Raw genomic sequence first — 24,413 nt, forward strand, 5'->3', positions numbered from 1 at the left:
CTTGCGCCAATACAAGTTTCACCGCTTCTTCCCGCAATTCCGGGGTATATCTTTTTTTCTGTTTCATTATTTCTCCTGATCGTTTATTTTAACAAACAGGAATGTCCGAAAAAGTCAGGATACCTCAAAGATCTGCACCCACTAAAACAATCATCTGAGTCAAACTTCCACATTAGCACCATGGGAATAGGTGAAAATATCTTTAGCTCAAATAAACTTGATGAACGACTTTTGCGTAATCAACGAGAACTAACTCTACTTCCATTCAAAATTTGCAAAAAATATGAAAAAAAAGTTCTTCAAAACAACACCTTGTATTGGGATGATTTTGAGGAATATTTAAAAATATTTGCAAGAAAAAATCCATCAAAAAGACTTTTTCTCGAAAGCAAAATAGCACTCAATAGCGGATTTAACGACTCAACAGACATAGTCGAAATCGGCCGTACATCATACTTTACTTCAATTATTACAAATGAAGCATGCACTAGCCAAATGCTCAGGAATTCACGAATTTTAAGTGATTTCAGAACAATTTATCCCTACAATCTTGAAAGCAAAAATGGACAGCAAACCGGCAATCTTTTACCACTAGAACAATCCGAGTTATCGAATCATCTTGGAATATCAACATTAGCGTTGACCAAAGACAGGTACTTGATCATACACAGACAAAATCAACTGGCCATGCATTCTAGCGGCTATCTTGTACCTAGCGGCTCAGGTTCATTAGACTGGAAAGATAAAAGCGCAAGTGGCTCAAAAGATTTTTTAGATGTCGTAAAGTACGGGATGGTAAGGGAGCTTTGTGAGGAAATCAGCTCTGAAAAAGCCGCGTCGACTACCTACCTCAGAAGTCTTTCAAAGAAAACTCTCATTATTGGATATTTCAGATGGGTTAGCCGGGCCGGGCATCCTGAGTACATAGGAATATCTCAAATTGATGTGAATGTGAGTAGTGTTCAATCCAATTCTGATGAAGTTGAAAGTACTTCAAATAGTGAATTAAAGGTTAAGCCATGGACTAATTCTGTCGGCTCATGCTCAGAATTAATTGATATCTGTTCTAAAACACTCGCCCTCGATAATGTCAGTGTCCCATTGGCAGCCATACTTACTCAACTTGAAAAGATTTTGAGGGGAAGCCTAGGTGATGAAGCAAAAAAACAAGTCATTGATTTATGGGGACTCAAAAATTAGCCTCAAAAATAGAAAAGCGCAAAAATTTTCATCTTTGCGCCCTTCATATCACATGAAAATCAGCGACCGCGCGTATCTTCCTCCGCCAGCATGGCTTTTTTGAGGCTGCGGTCTACCGGGTATTCACCCAGCCAGATGCGCAGCAGGGCATTGTAGAAGGCGATGTCTGGATAAGGCTCGCCCATCTTTTTGCCATTCAGTGCCACTACCGTGCCGACACCAGGTACCCAGTCATTGGTCATGACATCGCCCTTTTTGAGTTCAGGCACGGAGGCAAACAATTCACCGAAACGGATGAATTGCATCGTCATTTTGGACTTTTCTGCCTTGTCGGTGTTTTGCTGAATACCGGACATGAAGCCGCGCCCGAATTCTTCATTGCTCAGGTCACGCAACATGACGATGGTCACGCGGCGTGGGCCAGCGGAGGCCAATACATCCGGCACCGTGGTTTTTTTCTCTTTCAGGTACAAGCCTGCGGCATAGACTTTGAAAATAGCCTTGTAGCGTATGCCTGCACCATTGAGTTTCAGCTCAGTGCCTGCGACTTGTATGTTCTCATCGAATTTAATACCAGCTACTTCTGTGGCACCAGCCTGCACACTCATGCACAAGGCCAGCGCCATTGCTGCAAAACGCTTTACAGTTGTATTCAATTGCATTTGTCTCCCCTTTTATTTTAATACCACTTGTCAACTACTCGCCTCACTTTGGGTTACGAAAGCCGCAGCACTAGCTTACCTGAATTTCAGGCTTGGGGCTGTCGGCTTTTTCTGGTGCATAGCGATGCGAGATAAAATGATCAAATTCGTCTATGGGGATGGGTTTGCAGAACAGATAGCCCTGATAAGCCTGGCAACCGGCTTGCAGTAAAAAATCACGCTGCTGTTCGGTTTCCACGCCCTCGGCAATGACGTTCAAATCCAGGCTGGCACCCAGGCTGATAATGGTGCGCACGATGTTCGCATTGTTCACATCATCCGGTAGATTCTGGACAAAGCTGCGGTCTATCTTGAGCTGGGTCAGGGGCAGGCGCTGCAAATAAGACAGGGAGGAATAACCTGTCCCAAAATCATCCATGGAAAAACCGACTCCCAGTTTTTTGATGGCATGCATTTTTTCTATAACGGTGGCGACCTCTTCCAGCACCACGCTTTCTGTCAATTCCAGTTTCAGCAAGATGGGATTAGCGCCGGTTTCTTGCAAGATGCGTGTGACATCATCGACAAAACCAGGATGACGGAATTGCCGGGCACTGACATTGACGGCCAGTTGCATGCCCGATTTAACAGGGTCACTGGCCCAGATGGCAATTTGCTTGCAGGCGGTTTCCAGTACCCACAAACCTATGGGCAAGATCAGACCGGTTTCTTCTGCCAGGGGGATAAAATCCAGTGGCGACACCAGGCCGCGGCCAGGATGCCGCCAGCGCAGCAAGACTTCTGCCCCTATTGGGTCACCCAGGGAGCTGACTTGCAATTGATAATGCAACACAAATTGCGCATGCATGAGAGCATGGCGTAAATCGGTTTCCATGGCAGTACGAAATTCCAGCGCTGCCTGCATACTGGGGTCAAAGAAGCGTACATTATTTTTGCCCATGGCCTTGGCCTGGTACATGGCCATATCGGCGCGGCGCAATAACTCATCTATGCCTACCGCTTCCATGCCAAACATGGTGATGCCTATGCTGCCCGAGCTTTCGTAATCGATATGGCCGAGATTGATGGTCTGGCTCAGGGCCAGGCGGATTTTTTCAGCGACGTGCTCGGCCAGGCTGGCGGCATGTTGTAAGTCTTCATGCAAGCCTTCCAGCAAGACCACGAATTCATCACCTCCAGTGCGCGAGACAGTATCATCAGCGCGGACACAGGCATGAATGCGCTTGCCTATCTGGGTCAGCAGCATGTCACCCATATTATGGCCCTGGGTATCATTGAGAGTCTTGAAGTTGTCCAGATCTATCATCAGGATGGCACCAAAACGCTGGTGCCTGCGGCTCATGGAGAGTGCCCTGGCGAGCCTGTCCAGCAAGAGCCTACGATTCGGCAAACTGGTCAACGGGTCAAAGAAAGCCAGTTGATGGATTTTTTCTTCCGAAACCTTGTGTTCAGTAATATCATTGAAGGAACCAACATAATTGGTAACGCTGCCGTCCTTACCCAACACCGCCGAAATGACCAGACGCTCGGAATAAATTTCGCCATTCTTGCGGCGGTTCCACAGTTCACCCTGCCAGCGGTGATGACGACTGATCTCTTCCCACATCTGGGTATAGAACACATCGTCATGACGCCCCGATTCCAGCAGGCGCATGCTCTGGCCTACGGCTTCGCTGGCTTCATAGCCAGTGATACGGGTAAATGCCTTATTGACGCGCAAGATTTGCAAGCTGGCATCGGTGATGAGTATGCCTTCTTCTGTTTCAAAAGCCATGGCGGAAATTTCCAGCTCTTTGTCTGCCAGCTTCTTGTCTGTGATATCACGCAGCAATGCGACATATTGCTGCAGTTGTCCTTGCTGGTCGTACACAGGAGTCAGTAATAACTCCAGCCAGAGTTGCTGCCCGGCCTGGCTTTGCCGCTGGTATTCCAGGGTCAGTGCTTTTTTTTCTACCCGCTCTGGTGTCAGCAGAGCGGCCCCTACAGGTTCGAACAAATCACCCAGTTTCTTTTCATGCAGGGCTTCCTGGCTATAGCCACTCAGATGACAGGCGGCTTGATTGACATAGTTGATATGCCCATCCACTGCGGCAATCATGACACCTTGCGAAGTGGCACCCAGGGCTTCATTGCGCAGGCGTAACAGAGCCTCACTTTCGCGCAGGTTCTGGGCATTCAATTCGCGCTGCCTGTGTCTTATGATAGATTGATAACTGAGCATCCAGATCATGAGGCAAACGACGATGCCAAAGACTTCGATGAATCTTGATAGTCTGGTCATGCCCTGCCAGCCACCTTGCGGGATGGCCGCCAGTTCCCAACTGCCGCCAGGTAAAATAATGCTCTGCGTGACGGCTTCGCTGCTAAACAAGCTGCCATCACCCAGAAAGACTTCGCCTTTACTGCCCTTGGCATCACGTCCGCGTATGGCCAGGGTAATTTCCTTTTGCATCTGGGCGACACCTGCTTGTTCCAGCAAGGCTTCATAATTGACCACCATGGCAATGGAACCGAGAAATTCATCCCGGTTCTCAGGCTGGTAAACAGGGATGCGCACTACCAGCCCTACTCCTCCCTGCACCAGGGTCAATGGCCCGGCAATTTGTATATTGTGCTCTTCCATCATGCGCTGATAGACCAGCCATTGCTGGGGCAATTGACGATAATCAGCACCGAGGATTTTTTCATTGCCCTGATAGGGGTAGACATAATTGGCTATAGTCCCTTTGACCAGTACCAGGTTGCGGATACTGGGATTGGCATTGGCCACTTCTGCCGCCAGCACCTTGAATTCCTGTTCTGATAAATCCGGTTTGGTGGCAAAGGTAACGGCCAGCACCCGTGCCGCCGAAATATTTGAGGTCAGGCCTGTGCCCAGCTTGGTGCGCAAGACCACCAGTTTTTCTATGACCTCGACTTTTTGCTTTTGTATGGCCAGCGCGCGTTCATTATTATCAACAGCCCAAAAACCCAAGAACACAAGCAATGCCGCTCCCAGTGCAAATAGCCTGGGATATCTGGAGGACATGCCTATGTATGATTTATCCATTAAGCCTTACGCGTCAGGGAAACGGCTGCCAATTTTTTGCTTGCTGATTGCTCCGGCCCTGGCTGGATACAGCAATATGAGTGCTACACAATAGTAGCAGAATGCTACCACTGTGGTTCATGGAATTCTTCACATGCAACATAACAGGTATATTCTATCCCCACCAGCAACAAAAAAGCCTGCCGTCATAGACAGGCAGGCTTTGATGCGGGTTTTAATACAACTTCTATACGGATTTATTCAAAAAACTTCTTAACCTTGTCCATCCAGGTTTTGCTTTGTGGGTTATGCTTGGGGCCACCTTCTACCGTCAGCTTTTCAAAATCGCGCAAGAGTTCTTTTTGCTTTTCTGTCAGTTTCACTGGCGTTTCAATAACAACATGACAGAACAAATCGCCAGCATAACCAGAACGAACACCTTTCACGCCCTTGCTGCGCAGACGGAAAGTCTTGCCTGACTGCGTGCCTTCAGGCACGGTGAACGATGCCTTGCCGCTCAGGGTCGGTACTTCTATATCACCACCTAGTGCTGCCTTGACAAAGGAAATCGGTATTTCACAATGCAGGTCATCGCCATCACGCTGAAACACCGGATGTTGCTTGATGTGGATTTCCACATACAAGTCACCTGGCGGGCCACCATTCACGCCCGGTTCACCATTACCGGATGAACGGATGCGCATGCCATCATCAATACCTGCAGGGATCTTGACTTCCAGTGTTTTGTTACGCTTGATACGGCCTACGCCTGAGCATGCAGTACATGGGTCAGGAATCATCTTGCCTGTGCCATGACACTTGGGACAAGTCTGTTGTATGCTGAACAAGCCTTGCTGCATACGCACCTGACCATGGCCACCACAAGTGGTACAAGTGACTGGCGAGGTGCCGGGTTTGGCACCAGAGCCATGGCAGGTATCACAAGAATCCCAGCTGGGAACACGGATAGTGGTATCGAAGCCGTTGGCAGCCTGTTCCAGCGAGATTTCCAGGTTATAGCGCAAATCAGCACCGCGATACACTTGCGGGCCTGCATTGCGACGCCCACCGCCAAAAATATCACCAAAAATATCACCGAAGGCATCGGCAAAACCACCTGCACCGCCACCACCGCCGCCACCCATATTAGGGTCGACACCGGCGTGACCATAACGGTCATAGGCATCGCGCTTCTGGCTGTCGGAAAGCATCTCGTAAGCCTCTTTGGCTTCCTTGAATTTTTCTTCCGCGACCTTGTTATCCGGATTGCGGTCCGGATGGTACTTCATCGCCATTTTGCGATAGGCCTTTTTGATTTCGTCTTCGGTGGCGTTTTTGCCTAACCCAAGAATCTCGTAAAAATCACGCTTCGCCATCTCTTGTTAACCTCAGTATTATCGAACATCAGCTTGAACTTCAGCCTCAACTTGAGCCTGATCTTTAGTCTCAAACTTAAGCACAAACGCCGGGCCGGCACCGCAAAGCGAGCCACCCGGCGCGTCATGACGGGCAAGCCCGTCAAAGTAAGTATTACTTGTTGTCTTTGACTTCTTTGAAGTCAGCGTCAACTACATCATCATCTTTTGCTTTGGCATCTGCACCGGCAGCGCCTGCACCACCAGCAGTTGCACCCGCAGCCGCTTGTTGTGCCTGCATGTCGGCATAGACTTTTTCACCCAGCTTTTGTGATGCTGTGGACAATGCGCCCAGCTTGGTGTCGATCTCAGCCTTGTCACCGGATTTCAAGACATCTTCCAGTTCCTTGATGGCGGCTTCGATTTTCTCTTTTTCGCCAGCTTCCAGCTTGTCGCCATGCTCAGCCAATGCTTTTTTGGTGGAGTGCACCAAAGCGTCGCCCTGATTGCGGGACTCGGCCAATTCCTTGACCTTTTTGTCTTCTTCCGCGTTCAGCTCAGCGTCTTTCACCATTTTCTGGATTTCATCTTCCGTCAAACCAGAGTTGGCCTTGATGGTGATCTTGTTTTCCTTGCCTGTGGCTTTGTCTTTTGCACCTACGTGCAAAATACCATTGGCATCGATATCAAAAGTCACTTCAATCTGTGGCGTGCCACGGGCTGACGGTGGAATACCTTCCAGGTTGAATTCGCCCAGACCTTTATTACCGGCAGCGATTTCGCGTTCACCCTGATAAACCTTGATGGTTACTGCAGGCTGGTTGTCGTCTGCAGTAGAGAATACCTGGCTGAACTTGGTCGGGATGGTCGTGTTCTTCTGGATCATCTTGGTCATGACGCCGCCCAGGGTTTCGATACCCAGGGACAAAGGTGTCACGTCCAGCAACAACAGATCTTTACGGTCACCAGACAAGACAGAACCCTGGATCGCTGCGCCAACGGCAACGGCTTCATCAGGATTGACGTCTTTACGTGGTTCCTTGCCGAAGAACTCTTTAACGATGTCCTGTACCTTAGGCATACGTGTCATACCACCGACCAGGATGATGTCATCGATGTCAGTCGTTTTCACGCCTGCATCCTTGATCGCCATGCGGCAAGGATCGATGGTTTTCTGTATCAGTTCTTCAACCAGGGCTTCCAGTTTGGCACGTGTGATTTTCAAGTTCAAATGCACAGGTGCGCCATTGGCCATGGCAATGTAAGGCTCGTTGATTTCTGTCTGTTGCGCGCTGGACAATTCTATCTTTGCACGTTCGGCAGATGCCTTGATACGTTGCAAAGCAATAGGGTCTTTGGACAAGTCCAGACCATTGATCTTTTTGAATTCGTCGATGATGTAATCAATGATGCGTTGATCGAAATCTTCACCACCGAGGAAAGTATCGCCGTTTGTGGACAATACTTCGAATTGCATTTCGCCATCTACGTCAGCGATTTCAATGATGGATACGTCGAAAGTACCGCCGCCCAAGTCATACACAGCAATCTTGCGATCGCCTTTTTCTTTTTTGTCCAGACCAAAGGCCAGCGCAGCAGCAGTTGGCTCATTGATGATGCGTTTGACATCCAGACCGGCGATACGGCCCGCGTCTTTGGTTGCCTGACGTTGTGCATCGTTAAAGTAAGCAGGAACAGTAATCACTGCTTCTGTCACTTCTTCACCGAGGTAGTCCTCAGCGGTTTTTTTCATTTTGCGCAAAACTTCAGCAGAAATTTGCGGTGGAGCCAGACGCTTGTCGCGCACGGATACCCATGCATCGCCATTGTCAGCTTTGGAAATGGTGTAAGGCATCAGACCGATGTCTTTTTGCACTTCTTTTTCTTCGAACTTACGACCGATCAAGCGTTTGACCGCGAACAGTGTGTTCTTGGGATTTGTAACAGCCTGGCGTTTGGCGGATGCGCCAACCAGGATTTCGCCGTCTTCTTGATAAGCAATAATGGAAGGCGTAGTACGTGCACCTTCTGCATTTTCTATCACTTTTGGCTGACCGCCTTCCATAATAGCAACGCAAGAATTGGTTGTACCCAAATCAATACCAATCATTTTTCCCATGATAATTCCCTCAGAATGTATATTTTTTTGTCAATGTTGGTGAGTCAGTGCACTTTTTTGCTGCAACTAACTCGTCTGTTTCGGATATATGGTAAAAAACACGCTTTTCAAGCACTTTTTGCGTGTTTTTTACGCTTTTCTTACTTTCCTTGCGCTACTGTCACTAAAGCCGGACGCAGCAAACGGTCGGCAATGGTATAACCTTTTTGCAATACCGTCACCACGGTATTGGCATCTTGCTCAGCAGGCACCATGGAGATAGCCTGATGCTTCATAGGGTCAAGCTTGTCACCCTGGGCAGGACTGATTTCATTCAGGCGATTTTTTTCAAATGCAGCACTGAGTTGCTTCAAAGTCATTTCCACGCCTTCTTTCAGCGCTTCTATAGATGGCGTGTCTATCTTCAGGGCCATTTCCAGGCTATCCTTGACTGGCACCATGGCTTCGGCGAAGCCCTCAATTGCAAATTTGTGGGCCTTGCTGATATCGTCCTGGGCACGGCGGCGGATGTTTTCGCCTTCCGCCTTGGCACGCATGAAAGAGTCTTGCAACTCTTGCACTTTGGCTTCCAGCTTGGCAATCACTTGCTCGGCAGTTTCTTGTACAGGTGCTGCATCCTGGGCAGAAGTCTGCACTGTTTCACCTTGAACTACGCCATCCAGTTGAACTTCCGGCGTGGCGGCTTCTTGTATTTCTACCTTTTCCGCTTGCTGGTTTTCTTGCTCTTGCATACTTACTCTCCCGATCAAAAACATACATTGCCCCTGCAATTGGGGATATACCCTTACGATTTCAAGGCTTTACCTGAAAATTTCCTGATTTCCCTGCTTTTAAGGAAAAACAAGGCAAAAATTGTACATATTCTGTACAAGTAAACACATCTGGTAACAAAACTAAAACAATTCATTACTGGACCAGCGAAAAGTACATCCTAAAATGATGATTAAGATGTATGCCTATGGAGCTCAAACCATGAAACTCTCTATCATCTCCCTGCTGTTACTGGCCTACACCGTTGCCACGGTGGCCTGGATATGTTTATCTCAATACAATCCCTTGTCTTCGTAATACCGTAGGAGATTGGCAAGACTGGCTTGCATTACTTGCATTGTCACTCTATTGAGCCAGACATTCATACCAGGCAATAGTCTGAAATATTTGCCGCAAAATTGCTAAAACACATTAAATAAACGCATAGTTTAGCAAGCCCCTTCAACGAAACTGCCCTCATCTCAAGTAAAATCGCCTGTTGCGAGCAATTTGGCGCGCATCAGCATATATTCAACGCATATTCAACGCGTATTCAACGTATATCAGCGATACATACAGGAGTGAGGAATGATTTTTGTCACAGGCGGCGCGGGATTTATCGGTGCCAATTTTGTTCTGGACTGGCTGGCCCAGTCGGATGAGTCTGTCCTCAATTACGACAAACTGACTTACGCTGGCAATTTGAACAACCTGGCCAGCCTGAACAATGATGCACGCCATGTCTTTGTCAAAGGTGACATCAATGACAGTGCGCATTTGTGCGGCTTGTTTTTTGAATATCAACCGCGGGCCATCATCCATTTCGCCGCGGAAAGTCATGTAGACCGTTCCATCCTTGGCCCAGCCGCCTTTGTCACAACCAATGTCAATGGCACTTTCAACCTGCTGGAAGCAGCGCGCACTTACTGGCAAAGCCTGGAAGGTGAAGCCAAAGAGAATTTCCGTTTCCTGCACATCTCCACCGATGAGGTGTATGGCACGCTGGCGACAGACGATGCGGCATTTAGCGAAACCACGGCGTATGCGCCGAACAGCCCTTACTCTGCGACCAAGGCAGCCTCCGACCACCTGGTGCGTGCTTATCACCACACCTATGGTTTGCCTGTGCTGACAACTAATTGCTCTAACAATTACGGCCCTTATCATTTCCCTGAGAAACTCATTCCCCTGATAATCACCAATGCCCGCGCTGGCAAGGACTTGCCTGTCTATGGCGATGGCTTGCAAGTGCGCGACTGGCTGTATGTCAAGGACCATTGCTCGGCCATACGCCGGGTGCTGGAAGCAGGCAAGCTGGGGGAAACTTATAATGTAGGTGGCTGGAATGAGCAAACCAATCTCAGTGTCGTGCACACCCTGTGTGAACTGCTGGATGAATTGCAGCCCAAGACCCAGGGCAGCTACAAGGACCAGATCAAACATATCACCGACAGACCCGGCCATGACCGCCGTTACGCCATAGATGCACGCAAGATAGAAAAGGAACTGGGCTGGAAGCCGCTAGAGACTTTCACTACTGGCCTCAGAAAGACCGTGGAATGGTATCTGGCCAACGATGAATGGACCAAACAGGTACAGTCAGGTGAATACCTGAAATGGGTAGCACTGCAATATGAAGATGAGGAAGAAGCATGAGCAGTCATGTCAGCAAAAACATGAGCAATACATCCGCACGCAAGGGCATCATTCTGGCAGGTGGCTCAGGCACGCGCCTGTATCCTGTTACCCAGGCTATCTCCAAACAATTGCTGCCTGTCTATGACAAGCCCATGATTTATTACCCGCTGACCTCGCTGATGCTGGCGGGGATACGCGATATCCTCATCATTTCCACGCCACAGGATACGCCGCGGTTTGCCGAACTGCTGGGCAATGGTAATCAATGGGGCATACAAATCACGTATGCAGTCCAACCCTCGCCTGATGGTTTGGCGCAGGCCTTTATCATAGGCCGTGAATTTGTCGGCAATGCCAATACTGCGCTGATACTGGGTGACAATATTTATTACGGTAATGATTTTGAATCTCAATTGCGCCAGGCGGATGCGCAGCAGCAAGGCGCAACGGTATTTGCCTATCATGTGCAAGATCCCGAGCGTTATGGCGTCGTTGAATTTGATGATAAACGCCACGCCATCAGCATAGAAGAAAAACCGCAACAGCCAAAATCCAATTATGCCGTCACTGGCCTGTATTTCTATGACAATACGGTTTGCGACATCGCTGCCAATATCAAACCATCGGCACGAGGTGAATTGGAAATCACCGATGTCAATAATGAATACCTGAAACAGGGCAAACTGAATGTGCAATTAATGGGCAGGGGCATGGCCTGGCTTGATACCGGCACTCACGAATCCCTGCTGGAAGCTGGCCAGTTCATCGCCACCATAGAAAAACGCCAGGGCTTGAAAGTTGCCTGCCCTGAAGAAATTGCTTACCGCCGCCATTACATCAGTGATGCCGAGCTGGAAAAACTGGCCCAGCCACTCAAGAAAAATGAGTATGGCCAATATCTATTGCAACTATTGAACAAGAAAGCGTATTGATTGATGAAAGTGATAGAAACCGGATTGCCCGATGTCCTGCTGCTGGAGCCCAGGGTCTTTGGTGATGATCGTGGCTTTTTTTATGAAAGCTTCAATGCCAAGACCTTTGCTGACCTGACTGGTGTCACCACGGCTTTTGTACAGGACAATCACTCCAAGTCTGCCAGGAATGTCTTGCGCGGCTTGCACTACCAGATACGCCAGAGCCAGGGCAAGCTGGTGCGCGTCACGGCCGGTGAAGTGTTTGATGTGGTGGTAGATTTGCGCAAGTCATCTCCCAGTTTTGGCAAGGTCACGGCTGAAATTCTGTCCGCAGAAAACAAACGCCAGTTGTGGATACCACCAGGCTTTGCCCATGGTTTCCTGGTCATGAGCGAGAGTGCAGAATTTTTGTACAAGACCACCGATTACTGGGCACCTGAACATGAGCGCTGCCTTTTATGGAATGACCCCGCGCTGGGCATAGACTGGCCTTTGACAGGTGAACCCTTACTGTCTGGCAAAGACCAGTTAGGCAAACCCTTGTCTGAAGCCGAGGTTTTTGCATGAGAATATTATTGACGGGCACGAGTGGGCAACTGGGCCATGCCTTGTTACCGCACTTGCCTGCAACAGCGATCGTGCATGCGCCGCAAAGAGCAGAACTGGATTTGAGCAATGCCGCGCAATTGCGACTGTGCATCACTGACTTCAAGCCTGACCTGATCATCAATCCGGCGGCGTATACTGCGGTCGACCTGGCTGAGAGTGAAGCAGCCCAGGCCCATGCCATCAATGCCATCGCTCCTGCCATCATGGCGGAAGAAGCACACAAACTTGGCGCTGGCATCATCCATTATTCTACAGATTATGTGTATGCCGGTGACAAGGCAGATGCCGAAGCTAACTGGCAAGCCTATGTAGAAACCGATGTCACAGCACCGCTGAATGTATATGGTAAAACCAAGCTGGCTGGCGAACAGGCCATCATCGCCAGTGGCTGCCAGCATCTGATCTTGCGTACCAGTTGGGTGTATTCAAACTTTGGCAAGAATTTTTTCCTGACTATGCTGAAACTTGCGCGTGAGCGCGATCAGTTGCGCGTCGTCAATGACCAATGGGGGACGCCCAATTCGGCTGACTGGCTGGCTGGGGCTACCTGCGAAATACTGGTGCAATTGCAGCAAACACAGGATCAATCAAGCTGGTGGCAAGAATTTGGCGGCGTATATCATCTGAGTGCCGCGGGCAAAACCAACTGGTCAGCATTTGCCTCACGCATCATTGCACTGGCCGATGAGGAAGGCTTGCTGGGCAAGCCTGCGCCTGCAATCACCGGTATACCTGGCAGTGAATATCCAACTGCTGCGGCCAGGCCGCATAATTCATTGATGAACACAAGAAAAATCAGCGACAAATTCAAACTGGCAATACCAGACTGGGAAGACTGTCTGCGCACTTGTCTGCACTCCATGGTCACCCAACACTACAAGGCATAAGCAATTGAACATCCAAATAAAAACCTTGCGCATCAGGGGTGATGAGCGCGGTAGTCTGATTGCGCTGGAAGCAGAGCAGGATATCCCTTTTGCCATTGCCAGGGTGTATTATATTTTTGGCACCAAGCAAGGTGTGGAACGCGGTTTTCACGCCCACAAGGCCTTGCAGCAAGTCGCTGTTGCGGTGCGTGGCTCTTGCACCATGCTGTTTGATGATGGCCATGAAAAAACCGAGATCGTGCTGGATGCGCCGGATAAAGGCGTCTATATAGGTCCGAAGATCTGGCGCGAAATGAATAACTTCAGTGAAGACTGCGTGCTGCTGGTATTTGCTGACCAGCATTATGACGAGGCAGATTATTTGCGCAACTATGATGAGTTTTTGGCTTATTTGCGTGCAACAGAAAAACCGTAAGTCATAATTTGCAGGAAAAGACCTCTCACCACAGAGACACAGAGACACGGAGAAAACCAAGAGAAGAACTTGAAACGGTTTTTGATTGTGTCTTGGTGTCATCCTTCTTTTGAACGAATGGATAACATGAAATCTTTACCCTATCTGGAACTCAAACCTCAGCATCAGGATTTACGTGCTGAGTTGAATCAGGCTTTTAATGAAGTAATAGATAGTGGCTGGTTCATACAGGGCAAGCAGCTGGAAGCCTTTGAAGCGGAATATGCTGCTTACTGTGGCAGCCAGCATTGTGTAGGCGTAGGCAATGGCCTGGATGCCCTGCATCTGATATTGCGTGCCTATGGCATAGGCGCGGGCGATGAAGTGATCGTTCCTTCAAATACCTATATCGCCAGTTGGCTGGCGGTGTCGTATGCAGGTGCAACGCCGGTTGCAGTGGAGCCGGATTTGCCTACTTATAATATTGACCCGGCAAAAGTCGCGGCTGCCATTACGCCCAGGACCAAGGCCATCATGGTGGTGCATCTGTATGGACAAATCGCGGACATGGACCCGATTATCGCCATTGCCCGTGAACATGGTTTGAAAGTCATAGAAGATGCAGCGCAATCGCATGGGGCAAAATACAAGGGCCGTATTTCTGGCAGCATAGGCGATGTTGCTTCGCACAGTTTTTATCCTGGCAAAAACCTGGGTGCGCTGGGGGATGCTGGTGCCATCACGACCAATGATGCAGACCTGACCAGGCAGTTAACATCATTGCGCAATTATGGTTCACACGTCAAATACCATAATGAAGTCAAGGGCTATAACTCACGTCTGGATGAATTGCAGGCCGCGCTGTTAAGAGTAAAACTGCACAGGCTCGACGGCTGGAATGTGCAGCGTCGTGCCCTGGCACAACAATATCATGAGGGTTTGAAAGACTTGCCTGGTCTGTCCATACCCTTCGTGCCTGACTGGTCTGAACCGGTCTGGCATATCTATGCGGTACGCCACGCCCAGCGCGATGCCCTGCAAAAACATTTGCAGCAGGCTGGCATAGGCAGCATGGTGCACTATCCTATCCCGCCACATCTGCAAGGCGCTTATGCCGAAATGCAACTGGGTGTGGGCAGCTTCCCACTGTCTGAGCAAATCCATGCAGAAGAACTGAGCCTGCCGCTAGATCCCTATCTGGCACCTGAAGATGTCAGCCGCGTCATTGCTGCCGTGCGCGATTTCGTCTTGCAAGCTGGCTCAGCAGGCTCAACTGCCTCAGTTTCCGGACAATGACACTGGTACGTACCAGCCTGTTAAATGCGATTGCAGTCATGGTCAGGATGCTGACCATGCTGGGCTTGAACAAATTGCTGGCCGTGTATGTGGGGCCAGGTGGCTATGCCGTCATCGGCCAGTTCCAGAATGCCGTGACTATGATACTGTCCTTTGCCAGTGGCGCGATTTCCACAGGCGTGACCAAGTACACAGCCGAGCATGGTGATGATGCCGCAGCCCAGCAAAAAGTCTGGGCCAGTGCAGCCCGTATCTCGCTTTACTGTTCACTGGCAGCGTCGGCTGTCATTGCCGTATTTCATCAGCAACTGGCCGTATTGCTATTAAAAGATGCGCAGTATGGCAGTGTGTTTTTATGGCTGGCTGCCAGCCTGGTCTTGTTTGTGTTGAATACGCTCTTGCTGGCGATTTTGAATGGCAAGAAAGCAGTGGCTGCCTATGTAGCAGCCAATATTGCCACCAGCATCGTCACCCTGCTGGCGACCTGGTGGCTGGCCAGCGTCTGGGGTCTGTATGGTGCACTGGTCGCACTGGCAGTAAACCAGTCTTTCGTCGCCATCGTCACCCTGGTGCTATGCCTGCGCAGCAAATGGTTTAGCCTGGGCATGCTGTTTGTGAAGGCAGATGCAGGCATGTTGCGCAAACTGGGCGCTTATGCCCTGATGGCCATGGTCACGGCCACTGTTGTACCCTTGTCGCAAATGCTGATACGCGATCATCTGGTACAGAATTTTGGCTGGCAGCAAGCTGGGTACTGGCAGGCAGTGACACGCATCAGTGACATTTATCTCATGCTGATCACCACCACGCTGACGGTGTATTACCTGCCACGCCTGGCAGAAATCAAGGCAGCAGCAGAGCTGAAAAAAGAAATCGCCAGGGTATATCGCTTTGTATTGCCTTTGACGACGCTGGGTGCAGTCATGGTGTATCTCTTGCGTGATCTCATGCTGTGGCTGGTATTCACTGAAGAATTCCGCCCCATGTTGCAGCTATTGATATGGCAACTGGTCGGGGATTTTATCAAGATAGGCAGCTGGGTACTCGGATTTGTCTTGCTGGGCCGCGCCTTGACCAGGCCATATGTGATTACTGAAATTGTTTTCAGCCTGTCGCTGGTGGCACTGACTTATCTGCTGACTCCAGCATTTGGCTTGCAGGGGGCGGTGATTGCTTTTAGCATTAACTATGTATTGTATTGGGCATGTATCGCCTGGATTTTGAAAAAATATGCCTACCGCTAAATTTGGCTTGTTCATACAAAATTGCCTGGACCGGGTGCTGGCGGCTGGCGAGCTGGATACTTGCGTGCAGCGCGCCCGCGCCCTGGGTGAGCTGTTATGGAAAAACGATATGGGCCAGTATGCCTTGCCAGCGCTTGAGCAAGCCCTGTTGCAGCGCTACCAGCATGTATTCAAAATCCCTGCGCCGCGAGACATCAAGGCGACTTATCTGCATGTCTTGAGCCAGGCCTATACGAGTAGCGGCCATACCCGCGTGGTTGAACACTTGATTGCCAGCCAGGCTTTGCAGGATTCTGCGGTGCTGGTCACAGAAAAAGCACCGCCAGCAACCTTGGGGAAACTCAGCCCCCCCAGCCAGCCCTGTATTTGTCTGCCCAAATTCAGTAGCAAGCAAGAAAAGATACAGGTTTTGCTGGAGCATTTTGCTTCATACAAAATCCTGGTCTTACATATCCATCCGTATGATATAGAAGCTGTCATCGCCGCTGGCCTGGCCAGGCAATTGTGTGGCACGCGCATCTATATGTATAACCATGCTGACCATGTATTTTCCTACGGCCATGGCATGGCCGATGTAGTACTGGAGCTCAGTTATTATGGCTGGGAACTCAGCAAGCTGCGCGGCAGCCATGAGAAATGCGTATTTGCCGGTATTCCGCTGAAATTGCCCGACAACAGGGATGAGCGACCAGAAAATAGTGCAGGCCACATCGCCAGTGCTGGCTCAGCCTACAAATTCAAACCAGGCGGCAACTATTCCTTCCCTGACTTTGCAATAGACCTGCAAGCCAGGACAGGGCGCAAGCTCATGCTGATAGGCCCCAACCTGAAAACCAACTGGTGGTGGTGGAAACCTGCCCGACAAATGGGCAAGCAAGCAATTTTCCATCAACGCATGGCCTATCAGGACTATCTGCTCTGCATGCGCGACGCCAGTGTGTATGTCGACAGCTTCCCGCTGACGGGTGGTACGGCATTCCCTGAAATGGCTGTCAAGGGCTTACCCTGCTTTGGCATTTTGACAGGCGCGCATGGTTATTCACCAGCCGATCAATTCAAATCTGGCAGCCAGGCTGCCTTGCTGGAAGATATGGTCTATTATCTTGGGCAAAAGCCAGAGCAAAAGCAACAACAGCACCAGCGACGCCCAGGCATAGACCAGGCTGCGATCCTGCAAGAGATCAGGGAAGTACATGGCATAGAGCAGGTGGCAAGCCGTATCAGCCAGGCTGAAATGGCAAGTACACAAGAAAAACAACCGCCCTGGCATAATCCGGCACCTATAAACTGCAATTTCTATGAGAAAATCTGGTACACAAGGAAATTATTCACACCGCCCATCCATAATTTCCCCGACTGGAAACTGGGTGTATTATTTTTAAAGTATTGGATACAAAGTCGCCAGCTTAGTCGCCCGCTTAGTAACCAAACTTAATGCAGCATCACTTAGCTACTATGATACATGTCGCAATCGTCAGCCACGGCCATGAAAATCTGCTTATTGCAAGCGGCATGGGTGGCTTGCGCGATACAGCAACGGGTATGCATGTGTGGATCAAGGACAACCGGCCTTCCCCGGACTTGAAAGCCTATTGCCTGCAACATGCTATCTCCTACACTGACGATAAGCCGGGCCTTGGCTTTGGCGAAAACAATAATTACCTGTTTGACCTGATCAGTAATAGCGTCGGTTTTGCCGAGGGTGACAGCTTCATCGTCATGAACCCTGATATCACTATCAGTGCAAACACCATCACCACCCTGGTCGAGAATATGCAGCGTGATGCCTTCCCGCTTGCCACCATCAATCTCTACCGTGATGAACAGCATTTACATGTAGATGCCAATGTACGCCGCTTTCCGAATGCTATCTCCTTGCTGCGCATGGTCGCGGTGCGCTCCTTGTCCGAGCCCTATGACAAGCAAAGCATGACAGAAACCTGCCATGTGGATTGGGCCTCAGGTGCTTTCCTGGCCTTTGATGCGCGCCATTATCGTGCGCTGCAGGGCTTTGATACCCGGTATTTCATGTATTTTGAAGATGTGGATATCTGTTACCGTTCCCGGCAATTGCTGGGCAAGGGAGTACGTTTTTATCCACAACTGCATGCCACCCATACGGCAGCTCACAAAAACCGCAACCTGGTATCACGCCACGCCAGCTGGTTTTTCCGCAGTTTTTTGAAATTCCTCTCGCGCCGCTATTTTGTCTATGACAGGCAGTCGAATCTGCCCGTCCCCAAATAAAGTATGAAGCAGCACATCTTGTTGACTGGTGCCAGTGGCTTTGTCGGCCAGGCTCTCGCCCGCGCCTGTCTGGCTGCGGATACAAGCCTGATTTGTCCTACCCGCCGCCCGCTGGGCTGGCAGGCTGCAGAAATGCGCAATCCTCTGATTGCGGATATGACGGCTGACACTGACTGGTCTGCACATCTGCAAAGCGTGGACATCGTCATCCATAGTGCAGCGCGGGTGCATGTCATGCAAGAGACCGCCAACAATCCTCTGGCACAATTCCGTGCTGTGAATGTGGACGCCAGCCTGCAACTGGCACGCCAGGCGGCCGCGGCCGGTGTCAAACAATTTATTTACCTGAGTTCAGTCAAGGTGAATGGTGAAGCCACTTTACCTGACCATCCATTCAGTGCCGACGATCAGGCCATGCCGCAAGATGCCTATGGCATTTCCAAGCAGGAAGCCGAACAGGCACTGCTACAACTGGCCACGGAAACCAGCATGGTGGTGACCATCATACGCCCGCCCCTGGTTTACGGGCCTGGCGTCAAAGCCAATTTCCTGAGCATGTTGCGTGGTGTGCGACGTGGCCTGCCCCTGCCACTGGGCAGCATACACAACCAGCGCAGCCTGGTGTATCTGGGCAATCTGGTCGATCTCATCCTGCATTGCCGTTTGCATCCGGCGGCCCGCAACCAGATATTTCTGGCATCGGATGGCAGGGATTTATCGACGACAGAATTATTTCGCCTTTGCGCGCAAGCCTTGCAGGTGAAATCCAGGCTATTCCCTTTTCCAGCCAGCCTATTGACGCTCGCCGCCAGCATGCTGGGCAAGAAAAGTGTCGCTGAGCGTTTATGCCAGTCATTGCAAGTCGATATCAGCAAGACCAGAGAGCTGTTGGCCTGGTCGCCTCCTTATACCGTAGAACAAGGCTTGCAAGCCACAGCAGCAGCACTACCCTCTGAATGAATATGTGATTATGTTAAAGCGTCTTTTTGATCTCGTCCTTGCCCTGACAGCCAGCCTGTTCCTGATCCTGCCTTTGATCATCGTGGCCATCTGCGTCAAGCTGACTTCCCGCGGCCCCATCGTCTACTGGTCAGACCGTGTCGGGCGCAATAATGCCATCTTTAAAATGCCCAAGTTCCGCAGCATGCTCATCGATACGCCCGCCGTTGCCACGCATCTGCTGACTAATCCTGATCAATACCTGACGCCCATCGGTTCTTTCCTGCGCAAATCCAGCCTGGATGAATTGCCGCAATTGTGGAGCATACTCAATGGTGACATGAGCTTTGTCGGCCCCCGCCCAGCCTTGTACAATCAAGACGACCTGATTGCCCTGCGCACAGAAAAGCAAGTGCATACTATCCCGCCTGGCCTGACAGGTTGGGCACAGATCAATGGCAGGGATGAATTACCTATACCTGTTAAAGTAGACCTGGATGCCTATTACCTGCAGCACCAGTCCTTCATGCTGGATATACGCATCTTGTTCCTGACCTTTTACAAGGTAGTGCGTCGTGACGGTGTTACTCATTAATAAGGGCTGGCTACCATGATGCAATCCGTACTCAATCTGCCCCGCCTGCAAAAACAGGTGATAGCTGCCCTGGCTGATGCCATCTGCCTGCCGCTGATGTTTATCCTGGCGATCTGGCTGCGTTATGAAGGCTTTAATACCGGCCTGTTCAACCATTACTTCTGGCTCATCGTTTCTTCTTCCCTGATCGCCATACCGGTATTCATACGCATAGGCTTGTACCGTGCCGTGATCCGTTTCATCGATCAAAAAATCATCAGCGTGGTGGTCTTTGGTGTCACCCTGTCGGTGCTGTTCATGGCCTTTGTGGCGGTGATGCTGCATATCACGCCTTTGTCGCGTGCCGTGTTTGGTTTTTTCTGGGCCGGTTCCATCCTGTATGTGGGTGCCAGCCGTTTTCTGGCCAGGGCCTGGTTGTTGCAGGCTGACATGGCCGAGAACGCCACCCGCATTGCCATCTATGGTTCGGGCAAGGCTGGTGCGCAACTGGCGACTGCCCTGCGTGCCGGTGGTGAATATGTATGCACCGCCTTCATCGACGATAACAAATCCATACAGGGTTCTACCATAGGCGGCGTCAAGGTGTTTGCGCCTGAATTGTTGAAGGACCTGGCCGAGCGCCACGACATACGCGAAATTTTGCTGGCCATGCCCAGCATCAGCAAGACGCGACAAAAACAGGTACTCGACCAGCTCGAACCTCTTAAGCTCAAGATCAAGGTCACGCCATCAATACAAAGCCTGGTGAATGGCGAATTGCGCGTGCAGGATATACGCGAAGTCGAGATAGAAGATTTGCTGGGACGCGACCAGGTAGCACCAGATGCCCGCCTGCTAAGCATATGCATCACCGGCAAACGCGTCATGGTGACCGGAGCTGGTGGTTCTATCGGCTCTGAACTATGTCGTCAGATATTACGCCAGCGCCCGGCCAAACTGGTCTTGCTGGAAATGTCGGAATATGCCCTGTACGCGATAGAACAGGAGTTGACTGGCCTGCGCCAGCAACTGAAGCTGGATGTAGAAATATTGCCCTTCCTGGGTTCCATACTCGATAGCGCCAAGCTGGACCGCATCTTCACCACCTGTGAAGTTGAAACCCTGTACCACGCTGCTGCCTACAAACATGTACCGCTGGTAGAACATAATCCGGCAGAAGGCATACGCAATAATGTGTTTGGTACGCTGTCCGTCGCGCAAGCTGCCATGGCCGCCGGGGTCAAGAATTTTGTGCTGATTTCCACCGACAAGGCGGTACGCCCAACCAATGTCATGGGTGCCACCAAGCGCCTGGCAGAACTGATCTTGCAAGCCTGTTCACGTCGCCAGCAACATACCCGTTTTTGCATGGTGCGTTTTGGCAATGTGCTGGGCTCATCCGGTTCGGTCGTACCTCTGTTCCGCAAGCAGATCATGGCCGGTGGCCCTATCACCCTGACCCATCCCGAGATCACCCGTTACTTCATGACCATACCCGAGGCTGCACAACTGGTCTTGCAGGCAGGTGCCATGGGCGAAGGCGGCGATGTGTTTGTGCTCGACATGGGCGAACCCGTGCGCATTATCGACCTGGCGCGCCGCATGGTGCACCTGAGTGGTCTCGAAGTGAAAAGTGAAACCACGCCAGACGGCACCATAGAAATCCAGCACGTAGGCTTGCGCCCCGGTGAGAAACTGTATGAAGAATTGCTGATAGGCGACAATGTGGAAGGTACCTCGCACCCGCTGATCATGCGCGCCCAGGAAAATGAGTTGCCATGGGATCAACTCAATACCCTGTTGCAGGAATTAAATGCAGCCTGCGCCGCCTTTGATTATGCGCAAATCCGCGCCCTGTTGCTGCAAATAGTGGCAGAATATGAACCACAATGCGGTATTGAAGACCTGATCTGGCAAGCCCAGCAAACTGGTTCTGAAGACCTGACAGCCAACGGGCTGCTCCACTGAATCTTTTTAATATAGAAAAATAATCATGTCCCTACTTTCCCCCAGCATATTCAAAGCCTACGATATCCGCGGCATCATCGACAAGACCCTGGATGCCGAAGTTGCCCAACTGATAGGCCAGGCCTTCGGCAGCGCCGCCATCGCCAAGGGCGAGAAAACCGTGGTCATAGGCCGCGATGGCCGCTTGTCCGGCCCTGATCTCATCACGGCACTGGCCAAGGGCTTGCAATCGACTGGCGTTGATGTTATCGACCTGGGCGTGGTCGCCACCCCCATGGTGTACTTTGGCACCAATGTGCTGGGCGCCACATCCGGCATCATGGTCACCGGCAGCCACAACCCGCCTGACTACAATGGTTTCAAAATGGTACTGGCTGGCGAAGCCATTTATGGCGATGCCATACAGGCGCTGTACCAAACCATTTTGAACAAAGACTTCAAGCAAGGCGATGGCAGTTATCGCACGCATGATATCAAGGCAGCCTACCTTGAACGCATCATCGGTGACGTCAAGCTTGCCCGCCCTTTGAAAATTGCCGTTGATTGCGGCAATGGCGTGGCTGGAGCTTTTGCCGGTGAGTTGTATCGCGGTATGGGTTGTGAAGTCATCGAACTGTTCTGTGAAGTCGATGGCACTTTCCCTAACCACCATCCAGACCCTGCCCACCCAGAAAACCTGCAAGACCTGATACGCTGCCTGCAAACCACCGATGCAGAAATCGGCCTGGCATTTGATGGTGACGGTGACCGCCTTGGCGTAGTCACCAAGGATGGTCAGATCATTTACCCAGACCGCCAGCTCATGCTGTTTGCCGAAGACGTATTGACACGCAACCCCGGCGCGCAGATTTTGTATGACGTCAAATGCACCCGCCATATCGCCCCCTGGGTAAAGGCACGCGGTGGCGTACCACTGATGTGGAAAACCGGCCATTCCCTGGTCAAGGCCAAGCTGCGCGAAACCGGCTCACCTCTCGGTGGCGAAATGAGCGGCCACATTTTCTTCAAAGACCGCTGGTATGGTTTTGATGATGGCCTGTATGCCGGTGCCCGCCTGCTGGAACTCGTCAGCCGCGTGGCCGACATGACAGCCACACTGAACAATTTGCCACAATCGACTTCAACACCAGAACTGCAATTGCAACTGGCCGAAGCCGAAAACTTCGCGATCATCGCTGCCATGCAGGTGAATGCGAACTTCCCTGGTTCCGATGAAATCATCACCATCGATGGCTTGCGCGTGGAATACCCGGACGGCTTCGGCCTGGCCCGCTCATCCAATACCACCCCCGTCATCGTCATGCGCTTCGAAGCCGAAAACCCCGAAGCACTGACACGCATACAGGGCGCAATGAAGCAGGCTGTACTGGCTGTTAAGCCAGATGCTGTCTTGCCATATTAATTTTATTCAAACCTAAAACATAAAAGCTCACCACAGAGACACCGAGGCACAGAGAAAAACAAGAGAAAATAATTTAAGCTGAAAGTGTTTGCTAATGACTCTTCACGCCTTTGTTTTTTCTCTGTGCTACCTCTGTGTCTCCGTGTCTCTGTGGTGAGATTTTCGGTCTTACTATCCAAGTGAAAATACTTCTTGTTCGTGTCTCGTCGCTGGGCGATGTTTTGCATAATATGCCCATCGTGGATGACCTGCGTCGCCAGTTTCCGCAGGCGCGCATAGACTGGGTGGTGGAAGAAGCCTATGTGCAACTGGTGCGCCTGAATCCCGGAGTAGACCAGGTCTTCCCCTTCGCCCTGCGCCGCTGGCGTAAGAGTCTGGGGAAGGCGGCAACGCGGCAAGAGATCAAGAATTTCTTTCGCCAGTTAAGGCAAGAGCAATATGACCTAATACTAGATACCCAAGGCCTACTGAAAACCGGCATCATCATGGGCTTGGCAAAGACCGTCAAAGGCGGCAAGAAAGTCGGCCTCGCCAATGGCACTGAGGGCTCAGGCTATGAAGGCATTTCCAGAATTTTCCATGACATCAGCGTGCCGGTAGACAAACGCACCCACGCCGTCCTGCGCGGCCGACTGGTTGCTGCTGCTGCCGGCGGCTATACCGTCAACACGTCTGCCAGCTTTGGCTTGCAGGCACCCGATATACCTGCTGACCAGCGCACCTGGTTACCTTCTACACCGTATGCGGTGTTCTTCCATGGCACGGCAGGTGCAGCCAAGAAATGGCCACGCGATCACTGGCAAGCGATTGCCGCAGAATTAAAAAACTACGAATTACCAATACTGCTGCCCTGGGGCAGCGCTGCAGAAAAAACCGAAGCTGAAGCCATGGCTGCCATCATGCCGAATGCGACTGTCTTACCTGCACTATCCATGCAAGCCGCAACCCTGCTCGCGCAAAAAGCACGCCTGGCCATCGGTGTCGATACCGGCTTGACGCATATCGCCGCAGCTTACGAAACCCCCACCATAGAAATCTACTGCGCGTCACCGCGCTGGAAGACTGAGGGCAACTGGTCGGACAAGATTATTAATCTTGGGGATAGTGGGGAGCCTGCGACTGTTGACGAGGTTAGAGGGGCGATTAGAGTCCTAATGAGCGCAATCAGTACACTGCAATAGCCGGGC

At 50.9% G+C, this 24,413-nt stretch carries 20 protein-coding genes; 15 read left to right on the forward strand and 5 right to left on the reverse strand.

The genetic code is table 11. From position 1 onward, the window contains the following. The coding region (locus tag ACO0LC_RS23175; RefSeq protein ID WP_423007567.1) for a hypothetical protein at nucleotides 1–1,200 on the forward strand (1,200 nt) is incomplete at its 5' end. A gap of 59 nt (nucleotides 1,201–1,259) precedes the next feature. On the opposite strand, the gene ACO0LC_RS23180 is transcribed toward ACO0LC_RS23175, so the two are convergent. The 5 genes from ACO0LC_RS23180 to grpE form a co-directional block, all read right to left on the reverse strand. Next, on the reverse strand, nucleotides 1,260–1,862 hold the full coding sequence (locus ACO0LC_RS23180) for a chalcone isomerase family protein (protein WP_423007569.1): 603 nt from the start codon (nucleotides 1,860–1,862) through the stop codon (nucleotides 1,260–1,262). A 70-nt stretch (nucleotides 1,863–1,932) separates the two neighbouring features. After that, a complete protein-coding gene (locus ACO0LC_RS23185; RefSeq protein WP_423007571.1) occupies nucleotides 1,933–4,911 on the reverse strand; it encodes an EAL domain-containing protein in 2,979 nt (992 codons plus the stop codon). A gap of 236 nt (nucleotides 4,912–5,147) precedes the next feature. Next, nucleotides 5,148–6,266 carry a molecular chaperone DnaJ gene (gene dnaJ, locus ACO0LC_RS23190; protein WP_423007573.1) on the reverse strand — a complete coding sequence of 373 codons (1,119 nt, stop codon included), beginning with the start codon at nucleotides 6,264–6,266 and terminating at the stop codon, nucleotides 5,148–5,150. A gap of 154 nt (nucleotides 6,267–6,420) precedes the next feature. Then, nucleotides 6,421–8,364, reverse strand: coding sequence for a molecular chaperone DnaK (gene dnaK / locus ACO0LC_RS23195; RefSeq protein ID WP_423007575.1), 1,944 nt, complete (start codon nucleotides 8,362–8,364; stop codon nucleotides 6,421–6,423). Between the two features lie 140 nt (nucleotides 8,365–8,504). Further along, nucleotides 8,505–9,095: a nucleotide exchange factor GrpE gene (gene grpE, locus ACO0LC_RS23200; RefSeq protein ID WP_423007577.1), complete on the reverse strand. Its 591-nt coding sequence runs from the start codon at nucleotides 9,093–9,095 to the stop codon at nucleotides 8,505–8,507. A 607-nt stretch (nucleotides 9,096–9,702) separates the two neighbouring features. Here grpE and rfbB point away from each other — a divergent pair. The 14 genes from rfbB to waaC all read left to right on the forward strand — a co-directional run bounded on the left by rfbB (nucleotide 9,703) and on the right by waaC (nucleotide 24,407). Continuing rightward, nucleotides 9,703–10,770, forward strand: coding sequence for a dTDP-glucose 4,6-dehydratase (gene rfbB, locus ACO0LC_RS23205; protein ID WP_423007579.1), 1,068 nt, complete (start codon nucleotides 9,703–9,705; stop codon nucleotides 10,768–10,770). After that, nucleotides 10,767–11,684: a glucose-1-phosphate thymidylyltransferase RfbA gene (rfbA, locus tag ACO0LC_RS23210; protein ID WP_423007581.1), complete on the forward strand. Its 918-nt coding sequence runs from the start codon at nucleotides 10,767–10,769 to the stop codon at nucleotides 11,682–11,684. Before rfbB ends, rfbA begins: the two co-directional genes overlap by 4 nt. 3 nt (nucleotides 11,685–11,687) lie before the next feature. Next, nucleotides 11,688–12,233 (forward strand): dTDP-4-dehydrorhamnose 3,5-epimerase, encoded by a 546-nt coding sequence (rfbC, locus tag ACO0LC_RS23215; RefSeq protein WP_423007583.1) that lies wholly within the window; start codon nucleotides 11,688–11,690, stop codon nucleotides 12,231–12,233. Next, complete coding sequence (gene rfbD / locus ACO0LC_RS23220) at nucleotides 12,230–13,162, forward strand: dTDP-4-dehydrorhamnose reductase (RefSeq protein WP_423007585.1); 933 nt, start codon at nucleotides 12,230–12,232, stop codon at nucleotides 13,160–13,162. The genes rfbC and rfbD overlap by 4 nt, the downstream gene beginning before the upstream one ends. 4 nt (nucleotides 13,163–13,166) lie before the next feature. Next, nucleotides 13,167–13,577 carry a sugar 3,4-ketoisomerase gene (locus tag ACO0LC_RS23225; RefSeq protein ID WP_423007587.1) on the forward strand — a complete coding sequence of 137 codons (411 nt, stop codon included), beginning with the start codon at nucleotides 13,167–13,169 and terminating at the stop codon, nucleotides 13,575–13,577. Nucleotides 13,578–13,703: 126 nt separating this feature from the next. Beyond that, nucleotides 13,704–14,852, forward strand: coding sequence for a DegT/DnrJ/EryC1/StrS family aminotransferase (locus ACO0LC_RS23230; protein WP_423007589.1), 1,149 nt, complete (start codon nucleotides 13,704–13,706; stop codon nucleotides 14,850–14,852). Further along, on the forward strand, nucleotides 14,849–16,096 hold the full coding sequence (locus ACO0LC_RS23235) for an O-antigen translocase (RefSeq protein ID WP_423007591.1): 1,248 nt from the start codon (nucleotides 14,849–14,851) through the stop codon (nucleotides 16,094–16,096). Before ACO0LC_RS23230 ends, ACO0LC_RS23235 begins: the two co-directional genes overlap by 4 nt. Continuing rightward, entirely contained in the window at nucleotides 16,083–17,531 is a 1,449-nt protein-coding gene (locus ACO0LC_RS23240; RefSeq protein WP_423007593.1) for a hypothetical protein, read from the forward strand. Before ACO0LC_RS23235 ends, ACO0LC_RS23240 begins: the two co-directional genes overlap by 14 nt. 20 nt (nucleotides 17,532–17,551) lie before the next feature. After that, nucleotides 17,552–18,343 (forward strand): hypothetical protein, encoded by a 792-nt coding sequence (locus ACO0LC_RS23245; protein WP_423007595.1) that lies wholly within the window; start codon nucleotides 17,552–17,554, stop codon nucleotides 18,341–18,343. Between the two features lie 3 nt (nucleotides 18,344–18,346). Further along, nucleotides 18,347–19,303 carry a UDP-glucose 4-epimerase family protein gene (locus tag ACO0LC_RS23250; protein WP_423007597.1) on the forward strand — a complete coding sequence of 319 codons (957 nt, stop codon included), beginning with the start codon at nucleotides 18,347–18,349 and terminating at the stop codon, nucleotides 19,301–19,303. 10 nt (nucleotides 19,304–19,313) lie between these two features. Continuing rightward, complete coding sequence (locus ACO0LC_RS23255) at nucleotides 19,314–19,877, forward strand: sugar transferase (protein WP_423007599.1); 564 nt, start codon at nucleotides 19,314–19,316, stop codon at nucleotides 19,875–19,877. Between the two features lie 15 nt (nucleotides 19,878–19,892). After that, nucleotides 19,893–21,824, forward strand: a complete 1,932-nt coding sequence (locus ACO0LC_RS23260; protein ID WP_423007601.1) for a polysaccharide biosynthesis protein — start codon at nucleotides 19,893–19,895, stop codon at nucleotides 21,822–21,824. 25 nt (nucleotides 21,825–21,849) lie between these two features. Next, nucleotides 21,850–23,226 (forward strand): phosphomannomutase/phosphoglucomutase, encoded by a 1,377-nt coding sequence (locus ACO0LC_RS23265; protein WP_423007603.1) that lies wholly within the window; start codon nucleotides 21,850–21,852, stop codon nucleotides 23,224–23,226. 179 nt (nucleotides 23,227–23,405) lie between these two features. Beyond that, the gene (waaC, locus tag ACO0LC_RS23270; RefSeq protein WP_423007605.1) at nucleotides 23,406–24,407 is read left to right on the forward strand and encodes a lipopolysaccharide heptosyltransferase I; all 1,002 of its coding nucleotides are present in this window, start codon (nucleotides 23,406–23,408) and stop codon (nucleotides 24,405–24,407) included. Nucleotides 24,408–24,413: the final 6 nt, after the last annotated feature.

Source organism: Undibacterium sp. JH2W, from assembly GCF_049340425.1.
Lineage (GTDB): Bacteria > Pseudomonadota > Gammaproteobacteria > Burkholderiales > Burkholderiaceae_D > Undibacterium.